General features: G+C 61.6%; 18 protein-coding genes. 11 read left to right on the top strand and 7 right to left on the bottom strand.

Annotated features, from left to right (window positions below; translation table 11 throughout):
- Nucleotides 1-2: 2 nt before the first annotated feature.
- The 3 genes from FQ192_RS31835 to FQ192_RS31845 form a co-directional block, all read right to left on the bottom strand.
- On the bottom strand, nucleotides 3-764 hold the full coding sequence (locus FQ192_RS31835; RefSeq protein WP_149662018.1) for an SDR family NAD(P)-dependent oxidoreductase: 762 nt from the start codon (nucleotides 762-764) through the stop codon (nucleotides 3-5).
- A gap of 16 nt (nucleotides 765-780) precedes the next feature.
- On the bottom strand, nucleotides 781-2,445 hold the full coding sequence (locus FQ192_RS31840; RefSeq protein ID WP_149662019.1) for an AMP-binding protein: 1,665 nt from the start codon (nucleotides 2,443-2,445) through the stop codon (nucleotides 781-783).
- Nucleotides 2,446-2,759: 314 nt separating this feature from the next.
- On the bottom strand, nucleotides 2,760-3,776 hold the full coding sequence (locus FQ192_RS31845) for an AraC family transcriptional regulator (RefSeq protein ID WP_149662020.1): 1,017 nt from the start codon (nucleotides 3,774-3,776) through the stop codon (nucleotides 2,760-2,762).
- Between the two features lie 156 nt (nucleotides 3,777-3,932).
- Between FQ192_RS31845 and FQ192_RS31850 the strand changes: the two genes are divergently transcribed.
- The 7 genes from FQ192_RS31850 (at nucleotide 3,933) to efeO (FQ192_RS31880) (ending at nucleotide 12,682) form a co-directional block, all read left to right on the top strand.
- Nucleotides 3,933-5,636 (top strand): molecular chaperone HscC, encoded by a 1,704-nt coding sequence (locus FQ192_RS31850; protein WP_149662037.1) that lies wholly within the window; start codon nucleotides 3,933-3,935, stop codon nucleotides 5,634-5,636.
- Nucleotides 5,633-7,357: a J domain-containing protein gene (locus FQ192_RS31855; protein WP_149662021.1), complete on the top strand. Its 1,725-nt coding sequence runs from the start codon at nucleotides 5,633-5,635 to the stop codon at nucleotides 7,355-7,357. The genes FQ192_RS31850 and FQ192_RS31855 overlap by 4 nt, the downstream gene beginning before the upstream one ends.
- Complete coding sequence (locus FQ192_RS31860) at nucleotides 7,354-8,361, top strand: DUF3829 domain-containing protein (protein WP_178129302.1); 1,008 nt, start codon at nucleotides 7,354-7,356, stop codon at nucleotides 8,359-8,361. The genes FQ192_RS31855 and FQ192_RS31860 overlap by 4 nt, the downstream gene beginning before the upstream one ends.
- A gap of 113 nt (nucleotides 8,362-8,474) precedes the next feature.
- Nucleotides 8,475-9,314, top strand: coding sequence for an iron uptake transporter permease EfeU (gene efeU / locus FQ192_RS31865; protein ID WP_149662023.1), 840 nt, complete (start codon nucleotides 8,475-8,477; stop codon nucleotides 9,312-9,314).
- Nucleotides 9,315-9,322: 8 nt separating this feature from the next.
- Nucleotides 9,323-10,522 (top strand): iron uptake system protein EfeO, encoded by a 1,200-nt coding sequence (gene efeO, locus FQ192_RS31870; protein ID WP_149662024.1) that lies wholly within the window; start codon nucleotides 9,323-9,325, stop codon nucleotides 10,520-10,522.
- 18 nt (nucleotides 10,523-10,540) lie between these two features.
- Nucleotides 10,541-11,836: an iron uptake transporter deferrochelatase/peroxidase subunit gene (efeB, locus tag FQ192_RS31875; RefSeq protein WP_149662025.1), complete on the top strand. Its 1,296-nt coding sequence runs from the start codon at nucleotides 10,541-10,543 to the stop codon at nucleotides 11,834-11,836.
- 21 nt (nucleotides 11,837-11,857) lie between these two features.
- Entirely contained in the window at nucleotides 11,858-12,682 is an 825-nt protein-coding gene (efeO, locus tag FQ192_RS31880) for an iron uptake system protein EfeO (protein ID WP_149662026.1), read from the top strand.
- Between the two features lie 161 nt (nucleotides 12,683-12,843).
- On the opposite strand, the gene pssA is transcribed toward efeO (FQ192_RS31880), so the two are convergent.
- Nucleotides 12,844-14,187 (bottom strand): CDP-diacylglycerol--serine O-phosphatidyltransferase, encoded by a 1,344-nt coding sequence (pssA, locus tag FQ192_RS31885; RefSeq protein WP_149662027.1) that lies wholly within the window; start codon nucleotides 14,185-14,187, stop codon nucleotides 12,844-12,846.
- Nucleotides 14,188-14,405: 218 nt separating this feature from the next.
- Between pssA and FQ192_RS31890 the strand changes: the two genes are divergently transcribed.
- Both FQ192_RS31890 and FQ192_RS31895 read left to right on the top strand, forming a co-directional pair.
- Nucleotides 14,406-14,975, top strand: a complete 570-nt coding sequence (locus FQ192_RS31890; RefSeq protein WP_149662028.1) for a TetR/AcrR family transcriptional regulator — start codon at nucleotides 14,406-14,408, stop codon at nucleotides 14,973-14,975.
- A 49-nt stretch (nucleotides 14,976-15,024) separates the two neighbouring features.
- On the top strand, nucleotides 15,025-15,504 hold the full coding sequence (locus FQ192_RS31895) for a nuclear transport factor 2 family protein (protein ID WP_133836485.1): 480 nt from the start codon (nucleotides 15,025-15,027) through the stop codon (nucleotides 15,502-15,504).
- Nucleotides 15,505-15,639: 135 nt separating this feature from the next.
- Here FQ192_RS31895 and sfnG read toward each other — a convergent pair whose 3' ends face one another.
- Nucleotides 15,640-16,734: a dimethylsulfone monooxygenase SfnG gene (gene sfnG / locus FQ192_RS31900; protein WP_149662029.1), complete on the bottom strand. Its 1,095-nt coding sequence runs from the start codon at nucleotides 16,732-16,734 to the stop codon at nucleotides 15,640-15,642.
- 367 nt (nucleotides 16,735-17,101) lie between these two features.
- Between sfnG and FQ192_RS31910 the strand changes: the two genes are divergently transcribed.
- Nucleotides 17,102-18,340: an acyl-CoA dehydrogenase family protein gene (locus FQ192_RS31910; protein ID WP_149662031.1), complete on the top strand. Its 1,239-nt coding sequence runs from the start codon at nucleotides 17,102-17,104 to the stop codon at nucleotides 18,338-18,340.
- 181 nt (nucleotides 18,341-18,521) lie between these two features.
- On the top strand, nucleotides 18,522-19,301 hold the full coding sequence (locus tag FQ192_RS31915; RefSeq protein WP_123408103.1) for a TSUP family transporter: 780 nt from the start codon (nucleotides 18,522-18,524) through the stop codon (nucleotides 19,299-19,301).
- Here the strand turns inward: FQ192_RS31915 and nudC are convergent.
- Both nudC and FQ192_RS31925 read right to left on the bottom strand, forming a co-directional pair.
- Entirely contained in the window at nucleotides 19,269-20,099 is an 831-nt protein-coding gene (gene nudC / locus FQ192_RS31920) for an NAD(+) diphosphatase (protein ID WP_123597883.1), read from the bottom strand. The genes FQ192_RS31915 and nudC overlap by 33 nt on opposite strands.
- Before the next feature lie 6 nt (nucleotides 20,100-20,105).
- Nucleotides 20,106-20,918, bottom strand: coding sequence for a crotonase/enoyl-CoA hydratase family protein (locus FQ192_RS31925; protein ID WP_149662032.1), 813 nt, complete (start codon nucleotides 20,916-20,918; stop codon nucleotides 20,106-20,108).
- Nucleotides 20,919-21,104 lie beyond the last annotated feature (186 nt).

Raw genomic sequence — 21,104 nt, forward strand, 5'->3', positions numbered from 1 at the left:
CCTTACTTGGCGGCCATACGCAAGGCACCGTCGAGACGGATCACCTCGCCGTTGAGCATGCTGTTTTCAATGATATGCCTGACCAGCGCGGCGTACTCGCCCGGTTTACCGAGGCGCGGCGGAAACGGCACCCCAGCGGCCAGGGATGCGCGGACTTCGTCGGTCATGCCGGCCATCATCGGTGTTTCGAAGATGCCGGGAGCGATGGTCATCACGCGGATGCCGAAGCGCGCCAGTTCACGGGCGGCGGGCAAGGTCAGGCTGACGATGGCGCCTTTGGACGCGGCGTAGGCGGCTTGACCGATCTGGCCGTCGTAGGCGGCCGCCGATGCAGTGTTAATGATCACGCCGCGTTCGCCGTCAGCATCCGCCTCAGTTTCAGCGATGGCCGCTGCGGCCAGGCGCAGCATGTTGAAGCTGCCGATCAGGTTGACGTTGATCACCTGGCTGAAACTGGCCAACCCGTGCGGGCCGGTTTTGCCGAGGATCTTCTCGCCCCGCACGATGCCGGCGCAGTTCACCAGGCCGTGCAGGCCACCGAAGGCCTTCACCGTCGCCGCAACAGCGGCTTCGGCGGCGGCTTCGTTGCTGATATCGGCCACCACGCTTTGCGCGCCCAGACGCTGAGCCTGAGCCGCAACGGCCTCGGCATTCATGTCCACCAGCATCACTTTGGCGCCGGCAGTCACCAGCATTTCAGCGGTGGCGGCACCCAGGCCGGACGCGCCGCCGGTGACGAGAAAAACCTTGTTTTCGATCTGCATCTAATTTTCCTTCGATTCAAGCAGAAGCTTTGTGAGCCGCGGCCTCTTGAGCCTTGGCGATTTCCTGGTTGCGCAAGATAAAGCGCTGCAATTTGCCGCTTGGGGTTTTCGGCAACTCGCTGACAAATTCGATTTCACGGGGGTATGAGTGCGCGGCCAGGCGCTTGCGCACGTGTTGGCGCAACTCTTCGGCCAGCTCGGGTGTGGCGCGGTACTGCTCGCAGATCACGACGAAGGCTTTCACCAGCTCGGTGCGTTCCGGGTCAGGTTTGCCGACCACGGCGGCTTCGATCACGGCCGGGTGTTCGATCAATGCACTTTCCACGTCGAACGGGCCGACGCGGTAGCCGGAGGTGGTGATGACATCGTCGCTGCGGCCGACGAAGCTGATGCTGCCGTCCGGGTTCCACTCGACGGTGTCGCCGCTCAGGTAATAGTTGCCGACGAAGGCCTTGGTCGGCGCGCCTTCATAGCCGTTGAACCAGCACATCGGCGACTGGGTGCGGTCGATGGCCAGGATGCCAGGTTGGCCGACGCCGAGTTCCTTGTACTCATCGTCCAGCACCACGATGCGGTGGCCCGGCGAGGCAAAACCGGCGGCGCCCATGTGGATCGGGTGGTCCAGGCCATGGTGGTTACACAGGACCATGCCGAGTTCGGTCTGGCCGTAATGGTCGTGGATCACCACGCCGAGGTTGTCGGCGAACCAGCGGATCACTTCCGGGTTCAGCGGCTCGCCCGCGCTGCTGACAATGCGCAGCCGGCCCTTGATCGACTTGGCGAACTCGTTGCCGCCGGCAATCAGCAAACGGTAAGCGGTCGGCGAGCCGGTGAGGTTGGTGATCCCGTATTTGTTGATCACCCGGCAGGTGCTTTCGAGGGTGAACGGGCCATCGTAGAAGGTGATCGGATGCCCCATCGACATCGGGCCGGTCACGCCGAAATAAATGCCGTAGGCCCAACCCGGATCGGCGACGTTCCAGAATGCGTCTTCCGGGCGCAGGTCCACGGCGTCGCGGGTGTAGCTCTGGAACGCGACGATGGCTTTGAGCGGTACGGACAAGGCTTTCGACGGGCCGGTGGTGCCCGAGGTGAACATCAGCAGGAACGGGTCTTCGCCGCTCAGCAGTACCGGTTCGCACTCGGAGGAATAGTTGGCCAGTTCGGCCCAGAAACTGTAGTCGCCCCGGACAATGCCCTGCCCTTTGGGCCCGCCGACGGTGACGATGGTCGGGCAATCGGCGACTTCCGCAAGTTTTGGCCGATTGACCGCGTCGGTGACCACCACTTTGGCGCAGGAACTGCTCAAACGGTGTTCGATGGCTTTCGGGCCGAACGCGGTAAACAACGGCTGATAGACCGCGCCGATGCGCCAGGTGGCGAACACGGCGATCAGCAATTCGATATTGCGTGGCAGCAGGCCGGCGACCTTGTCACCCTTCTGCACGCCCTGGGCCAGGAGAAAATTGGCGAAACGCGCGGCTTTGTCCTGCAAATCGCTGAAGGTGTAGGTCGCGCTGGAGCCGTCGCGGCCTTCCCAGAACAGCGCGATGCGCCCCGGCAATGCATGGCGGTCGCAGCATTCAATACAGGCATTAAGCGCCGTCAAATCGCCGTCGAGCGCGGCATTTACGGTGTGCTGGTAATCGAACTTCGATGTGGCAGACAAGTAATCGCGCATTGCCAGAATCCCTCTGTATTTTTATTAGGTGGGGGGAACCGTAATTAACAGAGGAATACTCGCGCTGCGCGGGGTGTGGGGCAATGGTCAAAGCTATCAAGTTGCGTGACTGGTTTGGCCAAGGATTGAGAGGCGTGGCGCCTGGAAGGCCGCCTTCGCGGGCAAGCCTCGCTCCTACAGGACCGGGGCGTACACACCCCCTGATCGTTCCCACGCTCTGCGTGGGAATGCAGCCCGGGACGCTCCGCGTCCCAACAGTGGACGCAGAGCGTCCATTGAGGCATTCCCACGCGGAGCGTGGGAACGATCGGTGTCTAGCTGGCTTCGTTAAGGATAAGGCTTCGATAATGCCCCGGATTGGTCCCCGACCACTTGCGAAACGCCTTGTAGAACGAACTCGCATCAGCAAACCCCAAGCGCGCCGCTATCTCGACAAAGCTGATTGAGGGTTCGGCCAGCCAGACAATGGCCAACTCCTTGCGCACGCTGTCTTTGAGGCCCTGCCAGGTCTGCCCTTCTTCGGCCAAGCGCCGGCGTAGCGTCGAGGCGGACATGCACAACTGATGCGCCAGGGCTTCGGTTTCCGGCCATTGCTCGGCGGGCAGTTGCCGCAGGTCATGCTTGATCCGACTGGCCAGGCTCTCCGGGTCGCGGTATTTGACCAGGATGTTGGCCGGCGCGTGAGCCAGGAAGCGTTTGAGCTCTTCGGGGCTGCGCTTGATCGGCAGGTCCAGGCAATCGGCGGCGAAAATCATCCGTGTGCGCGGCCGGTCGAAGCGCAGGTTCTCGGAAAACATCACCTGATAGTCATCGCAAAAATCCGGCGCCGGGCAGCGCAGTTCGATGGCCATGATCGGAATCCGCCGCCCCGCCAGCCAACAGGCGACGCCGTGCACGATCATCCAGTAGGTGAAATAGGTGAAGGCCCGGCGTGGGGCCTGGTCGTCTTCGAGCAAGACGATTTCCGCCAGGCTTTGCTGGCGCACCAGTTGCGCGGGCAGGTGTTCGAGCATCAATGACAAGAAGCCCAGGCCCGAAGTGAGGCCTGCGGCGAGGTTCGGCTGGACCATGGCGCAGCGACACAGAAACGCCAGGCTGCCGGATTTGAGCTGGCGCGGGTCCATGCCAAAAAACTCATCGTCGCCGCGCCGGGCCAGCAGGCGCCACAAACGAGCGTATGCGGTGGCCGGAACCCGGGCGCCGGGGCTCAACAGCAACGCCGGATCGATGCCGACTTTATGCAACACCTCGTCAGTCGCGGTGCCGGGGGCGCAGCTTTGCAGCAGCGCTTCGCGCACCAGTTGGATAGAGATGGTGTCCTTTTCCGACATTGAACGTCACTCGAGCGCACTGAATAATCTGTCGGCCATCTTAGGCAGCACGCCGTAAAAAGCCAGTCTTGTGCAAAAGCCGACTCAATTACCGCAGCGGATGGCCGATAGGCTGTTGCCGGGAATTCCGGTAATGGACATGGAGTTGTGAACGTTATGATCGTCGGCATTGATTTGGGCACGACCAACAGCCTGGTTGCGGTGTGGCGCAATGGCGCGCCCGAACTGGTCCCCAACGCCCTGGAAAGCCTGTTGACCCCAAGCGTGGTGGGCCTCGATGACGAGGGTCGGGTGCTGGTCGGTCAGGCCGCCAAAGAGCGTTTGCAGACGCATCCTCACCTGACGGCGGCATTGTTCAAGCGCCACATGGGCAGTGCCCATGAACTGCGCCTTGGCACCCGCTCGTTCCGCCCGGAAGAGTTGTCGGCACTGGTGCTGCGCAGCCTGAAGGAAGACGTCGAGCGCCACTATGGCGAAACGGTCACTGAAGCCGTCATCAGCGTCCCCGCCTATTTCAATGACGGGCAGCGCAAAGCCACGAAAATCGCCGGCGAACTGGCCGGGCTCAAGGTCGAGCGGCTGATCAACGAACCGACGGCGGCCGCCCTCGCCTACGGACTGCATCAACGTGACAGCGCCAGTTCGTTCCTGGTGTTCGACCTCGGTGGCGGTACATTCGATGTGTCGATCCTCGAACTGTTCGATGGCGTCATGGAAGTGCGCGCCAGCGCCGGCGATAACTTTCTCGGTGGTGAAGACTTCGACACCGTGCTGGTGCAGGCCTTTACCGCCGCCCACGCCAATCGCATCGACCTGCCCTCGCTGACCGAGCCGACGATCGCCCATCGTTTGCGCCGCGAAGCCGAGCGTGTGCGCCATGCCCTTGGCCAGGCCGACAGCGCGACCTTCGTCCTGCGCCATGGCGACGGCCAATGGGAGCAGACGTTCACCCAGGCGCAACTGGCCGACCTCTGCGCGCCGCTGCTGATGCGCCTGCGTACGCCGATCGAAACCGCGCTGCGCGACGCGCGCATTCGGCCGTCGGAGCTGGATGAAGTGCTGCTGGTGGGCGGTACGACCCGCATGCCGATGATTCGGCGCATGGTCGCCGGGCTGTTCGGCCGGTTTCCTTCGATTGCGCTCAACCCGGACGAATCGATTGCGCTGGGCGCGGCGGTGCAAGCGGCCCTCAAGGCCCGGGATGCGGCACTGGAAGAGGTGGTGTTGACCGACGTTTGCCCGTACACCCTCGGGATCGAAGTCGCGGTCAGCGTCGGCGAAAATGCGCAAGCCGGTCACTACCTGCCGATTATCGAGCGTAACTGTGTGGTGCCGGTGAGCCGGGTCAAAACGGTCTCAACCCTGCGCCACCATCAGCGCGTGGTGCAGTTGAAGATCTATCAGGGCGAAAGTCGCTGGGTAAAAGAAAACATTTACCTGGGGGAAATGGACATTGAGGTGCCCGTGGCGCCGGCGGGCGAGATCAGCATCGATGTACGCTTCACCTACGATAACAACGGCCTGCTCGAAGCCGAGGCGCTGATCAACCGCACGGGTGAGCGCCGGGTCCTGGTGATCGAAAACAATCCCGGCGTCCTCGCTCCCGATGAGATCCAGCAACGCCTGGCCGCACTGGCCAACCTCAAGGTTCATCCGCGCGAGCAGCAGGTCAACAGCCTGCTCAATGCCCGTCTCGAGCGGCTGTATCAGGAAAGCCTCGGCGATTTGCGCCAACGCATCGATCAAATCGCCAATCGCTTCCAGCAAGTGCTCGATACCCAGGATGAACGCGCGATTCGCGAACTGCGCCTGCAACTGACGCAACAGCTCGATGAGCTGGAACAAGGCGTGTGGCGGTGAATTGCTGGGCCATTCTGGGGCTGGAAGCCGATGCCGATTCACGCAGCATCAAGCGCCAATACGCAACCCTGCTCAAAGCCCACCGCCCGGATGAAGACCCCAGCGGTTTTCAGCGTCTGCGCGAAGCCTACGAACAGGCGCTGGAATGGAGCCGCCGCGAACCGGCGATGGAATCGAGGCCTCGTGAACCGGCGATGGCGCCGCTCACTCAGCACCCCGTCACCACGGAAACAGAGCCTGCCGCGCCGCCGCTTGAACCGGTGCTCAGTTTTGAGCTGGAGCATCTGGAGGTTGAGCGCACCCACGGCGCACATCGGGCGGCGCAGTTACTCGAAGACGTTACGGCTGATCAACTCGATCAGCGTCTGGCCCAGGCCCGGGTGTCTCATTGCAGCCGGGAGTTCGAAGATCAGTTACTAACGTTATGCCTGTCACCGCGCGACGACAGGCGATTGTTGATCGCCTGGGGGATGGAGCAGTTCCGCTGGTTCACCGCCTGGCAACGCCCGGATTTATCGCCGCACGAGCTTGAGTGGGTGCTTCGCGCACACTGCGAGCAAGTGGAAGAGGATTTGCGCGAGCGGCTGGACGCAGGCCAGGTCGACGCCTTCATCAAGCGCTATCGGGTGCTTAAGAAAGTCGACTGGCTGCAGTCGTTCGAACGCCACGACTGGTTCAATGCAACGTTGGCCCGTTTACTGTTGGAGTCGAGTTTCTGGTCGCAGCATGTGTTCGAAACGCTGTGCTCCCATCAGCAGTGGAATGCGGCCGAAAATGGAGGGCGTTGCCCGCCCGCTTATTGGTCGGCACTGGTGCAGCGTCAAGACGAGCAAGCGTTTCTTGAAACACTGGAACGCCTGGCGGTCCTGAATGATCGTGATCCCCTGAGCCGCGCATCGCGCTTGTTGTTGACGCCGATGACCGACACCGAGCGAAGCGCCTTCGCTCGGCGTTTCTTTGAAGCGGACTGGAACGCCTGCCGCACGCTCAGCGAGAAGCTGCGGCGCCTGGACCCGGCGCGATGCCAAGCCATGCCCAACGGCGATCCGTATTTCTGGAAGGCGCTGATGCAGCCCCGCCGCGCCTGGCCGATGTTCGCCGGGTTGCTTGGGGCATCGCTCACGTGGGCCGCCGGTGAATACCTCAGTGATCAATCCGGGCTCGGCGCCAGCTTCGCCGCAATGCTGTTCTGGCTCTGTGTGCTGGCGACGCCTGGCGCGGCGTTGCTGTGGGCCTGGTGCCCGATGGCGGACCGGTTCTGGTCATTGGATGTGCGCTTGAGCAGCGTTTTATCGCCCCGGCTCAGTTTCAGGCGCCCTGCTCCACTGGTGCTGCGTGAGTTGCTGCCTTGTTGGTTGATGGGGGCGCTGACCTGGGCCTGCTGTGGCGCAGCAGCCTTTGCCAGCTACACCGTGGTGCTGCTGACGCTGGGCGGATTGAGTCGCGTGGCCTGGCCGCAGGCGTTAACCATCAAGCGGCCCGAGGTGCGGCTGCCTGCCTTGAGCGCGGCAGCATCGATAGCGCTGATGATCGGGGTCATCGGTACGACGTTCCTGGTTTACATCATTGTCAGCAGTCAGTTGATGGGCCCGGATCAAGGTTTGCAACCGTTTGCCAAGCGTGGCTGCAACGGATCTCTGGACAGCCGTCAGGAATGCCGGATCGCCCCCACCCAGGCGCAATGGTATGGGCAATCACCTGCACGGGAGGTTCGGCCATGAGCAGACGCATCAAGGCAATCGTCATCACCGCCGTGCTCACAGTGACTTTTCTTGGCATGTTGCGGGAACATCAGAACACCCTGCTGGCGCCGATTCAGCGTTGGCTCCAACAGCCCGGCCTCGCAGAGCAGGAAAAAGCCACTGCCCTGCGTCCGTTGATTGCCTGCCTGAACGCGGTCGACAGCCGCTGGCGTCATGCCTATAGCCACTACTTGAAGCGCGGTAGACCCGTCGATCCGACCCTGAAAGCGCGTTTCCCCGAAGACTTCGAGCCGATGGTCAGCGTGCGCGAGGGGCTTGACTACCCGAGTGTTCACGCGGCGTATGGCTGTCGGCTGAACACCGCGCAAAAAGACAATCTGCAGAAGTCGGCACCTGAGTTGCTACCGTTGCAAAATCGTTTTGAAGCGATGCTGACGGCCGCCAACGAAGCGGCCGGGAGCTTCGATTTTTTCAGCCCCAAACCCCTCTATTCCGTCAGTCCCGCTGACAAGGCCGAGCGCGACGCCCTGTTTATCCCGCTGGTCAACGACTACCTCGACGCCTCTGACCAACTGCGCCGTGCGCTGGATACACAGGACCAGGCTCTGCGCCAGGTCCAGCTCGAACAGCTCAAGACGCGGGATCAACTCAAGTACGCGCACATCCTCACCTACATGCTCGAAGCGCGAACCCTGATGCTCAAGCTCGACGAGCGTGTTCGTGAGCAGCGCTTTAGTGCCAATGACCTGAGCGGCGCGACCCTTGCGCTGCAACAAGCCTGGGACGACGGCAGCCAATACCTGCAAGCCCACCCGGCCACCAGCAATGCCGATTACCCGGAAACCATCTGGAACTACGTGCGCTTGCCCGGCAAGCATTACCTGGACGCGGTCAACACACTGCGCGACGACTGGGCCGCCAAAGCCCCGCCGCAACAATTGAGTGACGACTATGAGCGGATCGGACGCCGCTATGATCAGTTGATCGAGGTGTACAACGACCGGGTGAATCCACTGTTTTAAAGGGGCACTTGATCAGGTGTTCAGCTTAGGTTCAGCTAAAGTCAATAGATGGCATATGAGAATGAGTGTCATTATGTTACAAATTAGCAACCTAACTAACACTACGGTGCTGAATGCTTGTTCCCTTTTTGATCATGCTGCGCGAAGGCATTGAAGCCGCGTTGATCGTCGGCATCATTGCCAGTTACCTCAAGCAGACCGGTCGTGGCCAGTGGATGCCCGCCGTGTGGATTGGCGTGTTTCTCGCCGCTGCGCTGGCCCTGCTGGTCGGCGGTGGCCTGGAGTTGATGAGCGCCGAGTTCCCGCAGAAGCAACAGGAACTGTTCGAAGGCATCGTCGGTCTGGTCGCCGTCGGCATCCTCAGTTCGATGGTGTTCTGGATGCGCAAGGTGGCGCGTTCGATCAAGCATTCCCTGCACGTGTCCCTCGATCACGCCCTGGCCGGTTCCAAGCATCAGGTCACGGCGCTGATCGCGATGGTGTTTTTCGCCGTGGCCCGGGAAGGCCTGGAAACCGTATTTTTCCTGCTCGCGGTGTTCCAGCAAAGCGAAGGCCCCGGGGCACCGATTGGCGCCCTGCTCGGTCTGGTCCTGGCGATCATCGTCGGCTTCCTCATCTATACCGGCAGCATGCGCCTGAACCTCGGCGCGTTCTTCCGCTGGACTGGCCTGTTCATCCTCGTGGTGGCCGCCGGCATCCTCTCCAACTCGGTGCAAGCCCTGCACGAAGCCGGCGTGTGGAATCACCTGCAAACCGTGCTCTTCGACTTCAGCGCCACGCTGCCGATGGACGGCCCGCTGGGCTCGGTGCTGGCCGGCATGTTCGGTTACCAGGACGCACCCACCGTCAGCACCCTCGGCGCATATCTGATTTATCTGGTGGTGGCGCTGGTGATGTTCTTCCTCCCCGCCCCCGCGCCCACCAAGCAACCTTCTTCCGTTTCCAGCCAGTAAGGGCTTTCATGTCAACGCCAACTCCTCCCGTGGCTTCCCCTCCCCGCGCGCTGCGCTGGGCGGTGGCCGGTTCGGTGATCGTGATGATCGCGGCCGGCGGCCTGTTCTACTACGCCTCGAAAATGGCCGCGGCCAAGCGCCAGACCAACCACGATGAAGTGGTGGTGAACATTCACCCTAAAAGTTGTGAGCCGAATGCGCTGACGGTCCCGGCCGGGCATTCGAGTTTCCGCATCGTCAACCGCTCCGACCGGGCGGTGGAATGGGAAATCCTCGACGGCGTGCTGGTGGTCGAAGAGCGGGAAAACATCGCGCCGGGCCTGAGCCAGGTGATCAACGCCAACCTGGCCCCCGGCGACTATGCGATCACTTGCGGTTTGCTCAGCAACCCGCGCGGCACCTTGCACGTGACGCCGACCGCCGCGTCCGATGCTGCCGCCAAGGCCCGGCCGTCGATGGTTGCGTTCATCGGGCCGCTGTCGGAATTTCGCGTGTACCTGAGCAGCCAGAGCAGCGCGCTGATCAGAGCCACGACCGCGCTCAAAGACGCCATCGAGGCCGGCGACCTGGCGCAAGCCCAGGCGCTTTACGTGCCGGCCCGCGTCGCCTATCAGCGGATCGCCCCGGCGGCACAGCGGCTGGCCGAGCTGGACAACGCCGTCAACGCCCGGGCCGATTACTTCGAAAAACGCGAACAGGATCCGGCCTTCACCGGTTTCCATCGCCTCGAATACGCGCTGTTCCAGCAACGCAAACTCGACGCCCTGACGCCGGTGGCCATGCAATTGATCATCGACATCACCACGCTCAAACAGCAATTGCTCGCCCAATCCCTGCCACCGGAGCAGTTGGTGAGCATCGTGGTGCGCACCCTCAACAGCATCGCCGACGTACGCGCCAGCAGCGGTGAAGAGGAGCGCTACAGCCACACCGACCTGAACGGCTTCGTCGCCAACCTCGACGTGACCCGCAAAGTGGTCGACCTGTTGCGGCCGTTGCTGAGCAAGTCGGCCGCCGAGCTGCTGCCGAAGATCGACAGCGCCATCGCCGCATTCGACGCCGAACTCAACGGCTTCCAGGTCAAGGATGGCTACGCCAGCTACGACACGGTCAGTGCCGAGCAGCGCAAACAGATCGCCGACAAGGCCAAGGCCCTGGCCGCCTTGCTCGACGAAATCGATCCAGCCCTTGGCCTTTCCGGCCTGTAAGCAGAAGACGACTTTTAGATGAAAGACTTAGAACAGTTTTCCGCCCAGCGTCGCCGCGTCTTGATGGGCATGGGCGCCGCCGGTGTCGCGTTGGCCGGCAGTGCCCTGAGCTGCCCGGCGATGGCCGCGTCCAGCCAGGTGACCGAAGCCCCGAGCAGCGAAAAGACCGAAGACCGCCACGCCTTTTACGGCCAGCACCAGAGCGGCATCGTCACGCCGCGCCCGGCGTCGGGCATGTTGGTGTCGTTCGATGTACTGGCCAGCGACCGGGAAGACCTGGAGCGGCTGTTCCGCACCCTCAACGAGCGCATCGCGTTCCTGATGAAGGGCGGCCCGGTGACCCAAGTCGATCCGAAGTTGCCGCCGGTGGATTCGGGGATCCTCGGCCCAGTGGTCACGCCGGACAACCTGACCATCACCGTGTCCGTCGGCGAGTCGCTGTTCGACGAGCGCTTCGGCCTGGCCAACGCCAAACCCAAGCGCCTGATCCGCATGGTCGGTTTTCCCAACGATGCCCTGGAAGCGGATTGCTGCCATGGCGACTTGAGCTTGCAGTTCTGCGCCAACACCACCGACACCAACATCCACGCCCTGCGCGACATCGTGAAAAACCTGCCGGACCTGCTGCTGGTGCGCTGGAAACAGGAAGGCAGCGTGCCGCCGCAAGCCCCGGCCAAACCCGGTGTGCCGGCGCAAAGCGCGCGTAACTTTTTGGGCTTTCGTGATGGCTCGGCCAACCCCGATTCCAACGATGCCAAGGCCATGGACAGCATCGTCTGGGTCCAGCCTGGCAGCGACGAACCGGCCTGGGCTGCGAATGGCAGCTATCAAGCGGTGCGGATCATCCGCAACTTCGTCGAACGCTGGGACCGCACGCCCCTGCAGGAACAGGAAAGCATCCTCGGCCGGGTCAAAAGCACCGGCGCACCGATGGGCGGCGAGCATGAAGGCCAGGTCCCGGACTACGCCAAGGACCCGCAAGGCAAGTTGACCAAGCTCGACGCGCACATCCGCCTGGCCAACCCGCGCACCGCCGCGACCCAGGCCAACCTGATCCTGCGCCGACCGTTCAACTACTCCAACGGCGTGAACAAGAACGGCCAGCTCGAAATGGGCCTGCTGTTCATCTGCTACCAAGCGGACCTGGAAAAAGGCTTCATCACCGTCCAGACCCGACTCAACGGTGAACCGTTGGAGGAATACCTCAAGCCAGTGGGCGGCGGGTACTTCTTCACCTTGCCGGGTGTCTCGGGCGACAAGGACTTTATCGGTCGCTCGCTGCTTGCCGCGACACAACCCACAAAAACTGCATAGCCCCCAACACGGAACCGTCCCATGAAAAAGTCGCCACTCGCGTTAATGCTGACCCTTGGCTTGCTCAACACCCCGTTTTCGGCTTTTGCGGCGACGGCGCCGCTGGATCTGGTGGGACCGGTCTCGGACTACAAGATCTACGTCACCGAACAACTGGACCAACTGGGCGAGCACACCCAGAAATTCACCGACGCCGTGAAGAAAGGCGACCTGGCCACCGCGCAAAAGCTCTACGCACCGACCCGCGTGTTCTACGAGTCGATCGAACCGATTGCCGAGCTGTTCAGTGACCTGGATGCGTCCATCGACTCCCGGGTCGACGACCACGAAAAAGGCGTGAAAGCCGAAGACTTCACCGGTTTCCACCGCATCGAATACACGCTGTTCTCGGAAAAAAGCACCCAGGGTCTGGACGCACTGGCCGACGGCCTGAACAAAGACGTCAAGGACCTGCAAGCCCGCGTCGCCGGCCTGACCTTCCCGCCTGAGAAAGTCGTCGGCGGTGCCGCTGCCCTGCTGGAAGAAGTTGCAGCGACCAAGATTTCCGGTGAAGAAGACCGCTACAGCCACACCGACCTCTATGACTTCCAGGGCAACATCGACGGCGCGAAGAAAATCGTCGACCTGTTCCACCCGCAGATCGAGAAGCAAGACGCGGCGTTCATCGCCAAAGTCGACAAGAACTTTGCGACCGTGGACAAGATCCTGGCCAAGTACAAAACCAAGGATGGCGGTTTCGAGACTTACGACAAAGTGAAGGAAGCTGACCGTAAGGCGCTGGTTGGGCCGGTGAATACCTTGGCTGAAGATTTGTCGACGTTGCGTGGGAAGCTGGGGCTGAACTGAGTTTTTTAGCGTCTGGCTGGGCCCCTTCGCGGGCAAGCCTTGCTCCTACGGGGTTATGGGTCGGTCACATTATTGTGATTTGACACAAAACCAATGTAGGAGCGAGGCTTGCCCGCGAAGGCATTCTCAAAAGCAATACAGCAACCAGCCTGTGTTACCCCTCACAACATCCGATAGAGCAACCGCTCAATCCGCACTCGACTCACCCGCTTGAGAAACTTGGCCACCGCCACCGGGTATTCCGGCAGGGTTTCGAGGTCCAGGTAACGCTCGACGCGCCGGGTGTTCTCGAAAATCTCTGCCAGTTCTTTATTGCGCGGTGCCTGCAATTCGCTTTTCGGGTCGTCGATCAGCAAGGCGTTTTCCAGATCGAGCCGGAACGCCCGTGGGTTGAGGTTGTTGCCGGTCAGTAAGGTGTAGCGCTGATCGATCCACATGCCCTTGAGGTGATAGGTGTTGTCGCCGTCGCGCCACAGGTGCAGGTTCAACTGGCCGCTGTCGATGTTGCGCTGATGGCGCTTGGCGAAGCGACGCAGGCTGATCTCGTAAAGGTATGGCAGCGCCGCGATGACTTTGAACGGCTCGCTCGGCGGGATGTAGAAGTCGTTAGCGGTCTTGTCGCCGACGATGATGTCGATCTTCACCCCACGAGCCAGGGCCCGGTTGATTTCCCGGGTGACTTGCAGCGGCAGGTTGAAGTACGGCGTGCAGATGGTCAGCTGATGCTGGGCGCTGGCGATCAACTCGCAGATTACCCGGCTTAGCGGGTTGTTCTTGCCTACGCCGAGCAACGGACTGACCGACAGACCACCTTTGGCGGTGCTGCCCAGTGTGGTGTCGTACGTCGCGTGCTTGAGGCGGCTGCGCAGGTCGCCGATGTCGTTGCGCAGGCTGCGGGTGGTCGGCAGGTTCGGCAGGTCGAGGCGATGCACCGCTTTGGAGGCGATCAGGCCGTGCTGGATCAGGTGCTGCATGGAATCGGCCAGCGCGCTGTTCTGCAGCAGGTGATAGCGGTCGTAGCGGTACTTGTCGAATTTGTGCAGGTAAACGTTGTTCAGGCTCGCGCCGCTGTAGATCACGCAATCGTCGATCACGAAACCCTTCAAGTGCAGCACGCCGAACAGTTCGCGGGTCTGCACCGGCACGCCATACACCGGCACAACGCTGGCGTGGGTGCGGGTCATTTCCTGATACCACGCGGAGTTGCCCGGCTGCTTGCCGGCGCCGATCAAGCCACGCTGGGCGCGCAACCAGTCAACGACCACCACCACGTCCAGCTCCGGACGCGCCAGTTTGGCGGCGTGCAAGGCATCGAGGATTTCCTGGCCGGCTTCGTCCTGTTGCAGGTACAACGCGACGATATAGATGCGCTGCGTCGCCTGGGCGATCTTCTCCAGCAGGCAACGCCGGTATTCGGCGGCGCCAGAAAGGATGGTGACGGCATCGGCGGTCAGCGGAAAACTGCGCAGTTTGGGCAGCAGAGAGCGTTTGAAAAGCGACGGCATAGGGCTCGCAAAAAGGTCGAATCCGAAGAACCCGAGAGCTTACACCATGGATCGCCTTGGGTCTTGTGAGTGTCTGTGAAGGCCTCTTCGCGGGCAAGCCTCGCTCCTACAGGGGAGTGCGTTTAACTGTAGGAGCGAGGCTTGCCCGCGAAGACAATTTCACAGGCACCAAAAATATCCGATTGACCAAGGAGAACGATCGTTCTACTGTTTGCCCCATGAACGAAATTACTAGCAACGACACACGCAACATCATCCTGGATGTCACCGAAAAGTTGATCTACAAAAGTGGCATCGCTGCCACCGGCATGGATCTTCTGGTGAAAACCGCCGGGGTCTCCAGAAAGAGTATCTACCGCTACTTCGCCAACAAGGAGGAGCTGACCGTCGCCGCCCTGCAACGCCGCGACGAGCGCTGGATGCTCTGGTTCAGGACTGAAGTCGACAAGGCCCCGGCCCCGACCCCGGCCGACCGGCTGCTCAACCTGTTTACCGTGCTCACCCGCTGGTTCAACTCCGAAGGCTTTCGCGGCTGCGCCTTTATTAACACCAGCGGCGAAACCGGCGACCCGCAAGACCCGGTCCGCCTAGTCGCCAAGGACCACAAACAGAAACTGCTCGACTACGTGCGCGAGCTTTGCACCGAACATGGCGCCACCGATCCGCAGGCACTGGCCAAACAGCTGCTGATCCTGATCGATGGAGCCATTACCGTAGCGCTTGTGATGGGTGATCACAGTGCCGCCGATAATGCGCAATGCATGGCGCGAAAGTTATTGGACCTGTAACTGCTTAATCAAGCCGTTGTTAACTTTAGTTTTATAAGGAGACACTCAAATGTCATCTAATGCCGAAGTTCGTCCGCCATTACCGCCGTTCACCCGTGAATCGGCCATTGAAAAAGTTCGTCTGGCCGAAGACGGCTGGAACTCTCGCGACCCGCAGCGTGTGTCCCTGGCCTACACCCTGGACACCAAATGGCGTAACCGCGCCGAATTCGCCTACAACCGCGAAGAAGCCAAAGGCTTCCTGACCCGCAAATGGGCCAAGGAACTGGACTACCGGCTGATCAAGGAACTCTGGGCCTTCACCGACAACCGCATCGCCGTGCGCTACGCCTATGAATGGCACGATGACTCGGGCAACTGGTTCCGCTCCTACGGCAACGAAAACTGGGAGTTCGATGAGAATGGTTTGATGGCTAACCGTTTTGCCTGCATCAACGACATGCCGATCAAGGAAAGCGAGCGTAAATTCCATTGGCCGCTGGGGCGACGTCCCGACGATCATCCGGGCCTGTCCGATCTCGGTCTGTAAACCGAGACCGATCGTTCCCACGCGCCTGCGTGGGAATGCCGCCACGGACGCTCCGCGTTCGATGTGACGCAGAACGTCACGGGATGCATTCCCACGCGGAGCGTGGGAGCGATCATTAGGCAAGGGTTAGGGTGTTTAGGCGACTGCCGCTTGTTCTTTCACGCCAGCCTTGGCCTCAAGCTCCCGCACCAACGGCAACACCCGATTGCCGAAATACTCCACCTCTTCCTGGAAATGCAGGAACCCCGCCAGCACCAGGTCCACGCCCACCGCTTTCAACGCCACGATGCGCTCGGCAATCTGCAGTGGCGTGCCGATCAGGTTGGTTTTGAACCCGTCGTTGTACTGCACCAGGTCCTCGAACGTCGACTTGGCCCAGTTGCCCTCGCCTTCCGGCGACGCCCTGCCCGCCTGTTTCGCCGCATCACCAAAGGCATTCACCGCTTCCGGATCGGCCTGGTCGATGATCTGCGCCAGGACGGCGCGGGCTTCTTCTTCGGTGTCGCGGGCGATGATGAAAGCATTCACCCCAACCTTGACCGAGTGATTGTTCGCCGCCGCCTTGATTCGAATGTCATCGACCTGGGCCTTGATGCCTTCCGGGGTATTGCCGTTGGTGAAGTACCAATCCGACACCCGCGCCGCCATGTCTCGGGCGGCGCGTGAGCTGCCGCCCTGGAAGATTTCCGGCTGGCCCAGTGGCTTGGGCTTGAGGCTGTAATTGTCGAAACGATAGAAATCGCCACGGAAAGTGAAGTTGTCCTGGCTCCAGATGCCCTTGAGCGAGCGGATGAATTCTTCGGAACGGCGATAGCGTTCGTCGTGTTCCAGCCAATGTTCGCCGATGGCCTGGAATTCACCTTTGAACCAGCCGCTGACGATGTTCACTGCTACCCGGCCATTGGTGAGTTGATCGATGGTCGCCAGTTGCTTGGCTGCCAGCGCCGGTTGCCATGGGCCAGGCAGGATCGCCGCGATGACTTTGAGGGTGGTGGTGGCGGCCAGCAGCGCGTGGCTGAAGGCGACCGATTCGTGTTGGAACTCGGCGCCGTAACCGGCGGTGAAACGAATCTGGGTCAAGGCGTATTCGAATCCCGCCGCCTCGGCCAGTTGCGCCAGTTTGCGGTTGTAGTCGATGCCCCAGTGGGTGCGTTGCTCGATCTTGCTGACCACCAGCCCGCCGCTGACGTTTGGTACCCAGTAGGCAAATTTGACGGCTTGCTGACTCATTGGCGTGTCCTCGGGACGTTGGAGAAGTCTTTGGGACAGAGCAGCAACCGTGCCAGCACCGAATTTCTTTTGGCGAACGAGAACTGTGGCGAGGGGGCTTGCCCCCGTTGGGTCGCGAAGCGGCCCCGCTTATCCCTGAAAAGCAGGGGCCTGCTGCGCAGTCCAACGGGGGCAAGCCCCCTCGCCACAGGAAGTGCCGTTTGCCATAGATAGAGGCTGTCTCCCGGACAATTTGCTGCTGCGCTGTTGGTGCAGCAACACCTGACGTCTCGCTGAAATCCACTTAGCGCAATAAAACCTGGCCCGACCGCTTCGGCATGGACCGTGCAATCGACCCTGTCTCTACTGCCGACTCAGGAACAGCCCCATGACCGATCACCAGGTAATCAACCCCCTCTCCACCGGCACCGACTACGAAACCCTCGCAGCACGATTCCGGCCAATCTTCGAGCGCATCGCCGCCGGCGCCGTTGAACGCGAACAAACCCGCCGCTTGCCCTACGAACCGATCCAATGGCTCAAGGAGGCCGGATTCGGCGCGGTGCGCGTGCCGGTGGAGTACGGCGGTGGCGGTGCCTCGGTGCCGCAGTTGTTCGAACTGTTAATCGAACTGGCCGAAGCCGATTCCAATGTCCCGCAAGCCTTGCGCGGGCATTTCGCCTTTGCCGAGGATCGCCTCAACGCCGCCCCCGGCCCGGCACGGGACGTCTGGTTCAAGCGCTTTGTGGCCGGCGACATCGTCGGTTGCGCCTGGACTGAAATCGGCAGCGTGGCCATCGGCGATGTGATCACCAAAGTCTCGCCCCATGGCGATCAATGGCGGCTCAACGGCGAGAAGTTCTACAGCACCGGCAGTCTGTTTTCCGACTGGATCGACGTCTACGCCCGGCGCAGCGACACCGGTGGCGACGTGATCGCCGCCGTGCGCACTCGCCAGCCCGGCATTGTGCAGAGCGATGACTGGGACGGTTTCGGTCAGCGCACCACCGGCAGCGGCACGTCGCGGTTTATCGATGCCGAAGTCGACGCCGAGAACCTCATCGATTTCGCCACCCGCTTTAAATACCAGACTGCGTTCTATCAATTGGTGTTGCTGGCGACCCTGGCCGGCATCGGTCGCGCGGCGCTGCGCGATGTGGCGCAGCAGGTGCGCGAGCGCAAACGCATCTACAGCCATGGCAATGCGCAGCATGTGAGTCAGGATGCGCAGATTCAGCAAGTAGTCGGTGAGATTGCGGCGTTGGTGTATGCCGCCGAGGCCAGTACCTTGAGGGCGGCGCAACCGGCGCAGAAAGCTTATGAGGCACGCTTCTCTGGCGATGACGTTTTGGAGCGTGCCGCCAATGTCGCGGCGGAAATCGAATCGGGCAAGGCGCAGGTGGTGGTCACCGAATTGATCCAGCGCGCAACCACCGAGCTGTTCAATGCCCTGGGGGCTTCGGACATTCGTGAAGGGAAATCCCTGGACCGGCATTGGCGCAATGCGCGGACGGTGTCGTCGCACAATCCGGTGATCTACAAGGCGCGGATTATCGGGGATTGGGCAATCAACGGAACCGAGCCGCCGTTTGTGTGGCAGATCGGGAATGGGCCTGAGCGTAAGTAATGTGTCGTCAGGGATGACGCCTTCGCGGGCAAGCCTCGCTCCTACATTTTGGAATGCGTTCCCCTGTAGGAGCGAGGCTTGCCCGCGAAGAGGCCAGACGGGTCGCCGCAAAGGTTCGATATGGGTAAGATACCGGCCTTCCCCGCAGCCCTTTCTGCGCCCCGCCGAATAAGCCGATTCCATGCCTTTCGAACTCAGCGTTGACCTCACCACCCTGGCCATTCTGGCCGTTGTCGCTTTCATTGCCGGTTTCATCGACGCCATCGCCGGCGGTGGCGGTCTGTTGACCACGCCTGCGCTGTTGACCGCCGGCCTGCCGCCGCACCTGGTGCTGGGCACCAACAAGCTGAGTTCGACTTTCGGCTCGGCCACCGCCAGTTTCACCTTCTACCGCCGCAAGCTGTTCCACCCGCGGCAATGGGTGCACGCCATCGTCGGCACCCTGGTCGGTGCGCTGACCGGTGCCGTGGTCGCGCATTACCTGCCTGCCGAATGGCTGAACAAGATGCTGCCGGTGATTGTCTTCGCCTGCGGCGTTTATCTATTGTTTGGCGGCACGCCGAAAGCGCCGCTGGACAGCGACGCACCGATCAAAAAGAAGTGGCAATCGACCCAAGGCTTCAGCCTCGGTTTCTATGACGGCGTGGCTGGACCAGGCACCGGGGCGTTCTGGACCGTCAGCAGCATGCTGATGTACCCCATCGACCTGGTGAAGGCCAGCGGCGTGGCCCGCAGCATGAACTTCGTCAGCAACATTGCGGCGCTGTCGGTGTTCGTGTTTTCCGGGCAGGTGGACTGGATCATCGGCCTGAGCATGGGTCTGTCGGTGATGGTCGGCGCGTTCTTCGGCGCACGCTCCGCCATCAGCGGCGGAGCGAAGTTCATTCGCCCGGTGTTCATCACCGTGGTACTGGGCTTGACCGTGCGGTTAGCCTGGCAGCACTGGTTCAGCGTGGCCTAAGCGCCGCGCCAGATACACGTCGATCAGGTAACGGGCAATCGAACGCGATGCCGGCAACGGCGGCATCGCGTGGATGTTGAACCACTGGGCGTCTTCGATCTCGTCTTCCTGGCAGACAATCTCGCCCCCCGCGTATTCAGCGTGGAAACCCAGCATCATCGAATGCGGGAACGGCCAGCACTGGCTGCCCATGTACTGGATGTTCTTGACCTCGATCTGCACTTCTTCGCGGACCTCGCGAATCAGGCAATCCTCGGCCGACTCTCCCGGCTCGGCAAACCCCGCCAGCGTGCTGTAGACCCCGGCGACGAAGCGCGGTGAACGGGCTAGCAACACCTCATCGCCACGGGTCACCAGCACGATCATGCTCGGCGAAATTCGTGGGTAATAACGGATATCGCACGGTTCGCAATACATCGCCCGTTCGCGCGGCACCTGATGCGTCGCTTGCCCGCAATTGCCGCAAAAGCGGTGTTCGCGGTACCAGGTGCCAATCTGCGCCGCGTAGCCGAGCACCTTGTAGACGGTGTGATCGCCCTCCAGCATGAACGCCCGCAGACCTTTCCAGTTGCAGCCCGGCACTTCGCTGGCGCTACGCAGCTCCAGCAGGTAAACCGGTTCGCCATCGAGATGGCCGATACCGTGCTCGGCCAGAATCGACAAGTCCTGGCGCTTGAGCCATTCCCGGGGGAACAGCGCGCCGTTGTCATCGAACAGAAAGCCTTCGGGGCTGCGTGCCACGGCCCAGCCGCCGGGTTGATCGGTGTCCAGTACTGCGGTGGTCCAGCGTGAAATCATGGTTAATCAGTCCAGAAATTCGGGTTTCTGTTTGCTCATATGGGCGGCCATGGCCACGCGCAAATCGGTGGATTGCAGCATGGCGGCGTTCCAGGTGGCGACGTATTCGAGGCCGTCGTCGATGCGATGGTCGCGCATGTAGCTGATCATTTCCTTGGTGCCGGTGATGGCAATCGGCGACTTGCCGGCGATCTCCCGGGCAATGCCCATCACGCCATCGAGCAGGCTGTCGCGGTCGCTGTAGACCCGATTGACCAGGCCCATGCCGCGCGCTTCCTCGGCACCAAAGTGGCGACCAGTGTAAGCCAGTTCACGCAGCATGCCGTCACCGATGATCCGCGGCAAGCGTTGCAAGGTGCCGACGTCGGCGGCCATGCCGATGTCGATTTCCTTGATCGAGAATTGTGCGTCTTCGGCGGCGTAGCGCATGTCGCAGGCGGCGATCAGGTCGATAGCGCCGCCCAGGCAGTAACCCTGGATCGCGGCAAGCACCGGTTTGCGGCAATTATCGACCGCATTGAATGAGGCTTGCAGGGTGAGGATCTTGCGCCGCAGCAGGCGCGCATTGCGCCCGACATCCTTGCCCAGTTCGTTGGCCACGCCGGCCAGCATCATCAGGTCGATGCCCGAGGAAAAGTGCTTGCCGGCGCCGCTCAGGAACACCACCCGCACTTCGTCGGTGTCGTCGATCCACTGGAAAATCTCGATGATCTCGCTCCAGAACGCGGCGTTCATCGCGTTGATCTTGTCCGGGCGGTTGATCTGCACATGGGCGATTTTGTCAGCGAGTTCGACGGTGAACGCGGTGTACTGAGACATGGCAGTGATCCTTGACCGGGCGGAAAATGAGGCCCGAACTATAACAAGGCATCGTGGGTGGGAGTAAGGCAGTGGTTCGGCCAAATGCGGGACTGGTTTTGGGTGCTGTGGTGTCTGGTCTGGCGCCTTCGCGGGCAAGCCTCGCTCCTACAGGGATCGCGCGCCCCTGTAGGAGCGAGGCTTGCC

The organism is Pseudomonas sp. ANT_J12 (genome assembly GCF_008370045.1).
In the GTDB taxonomy this organism is placed as follows: Bacteria; Pseudomonadota; Gammaproteobacteria; order Pseudomonadales; family Pseudomonadaceae; genus Aquipseudomonas.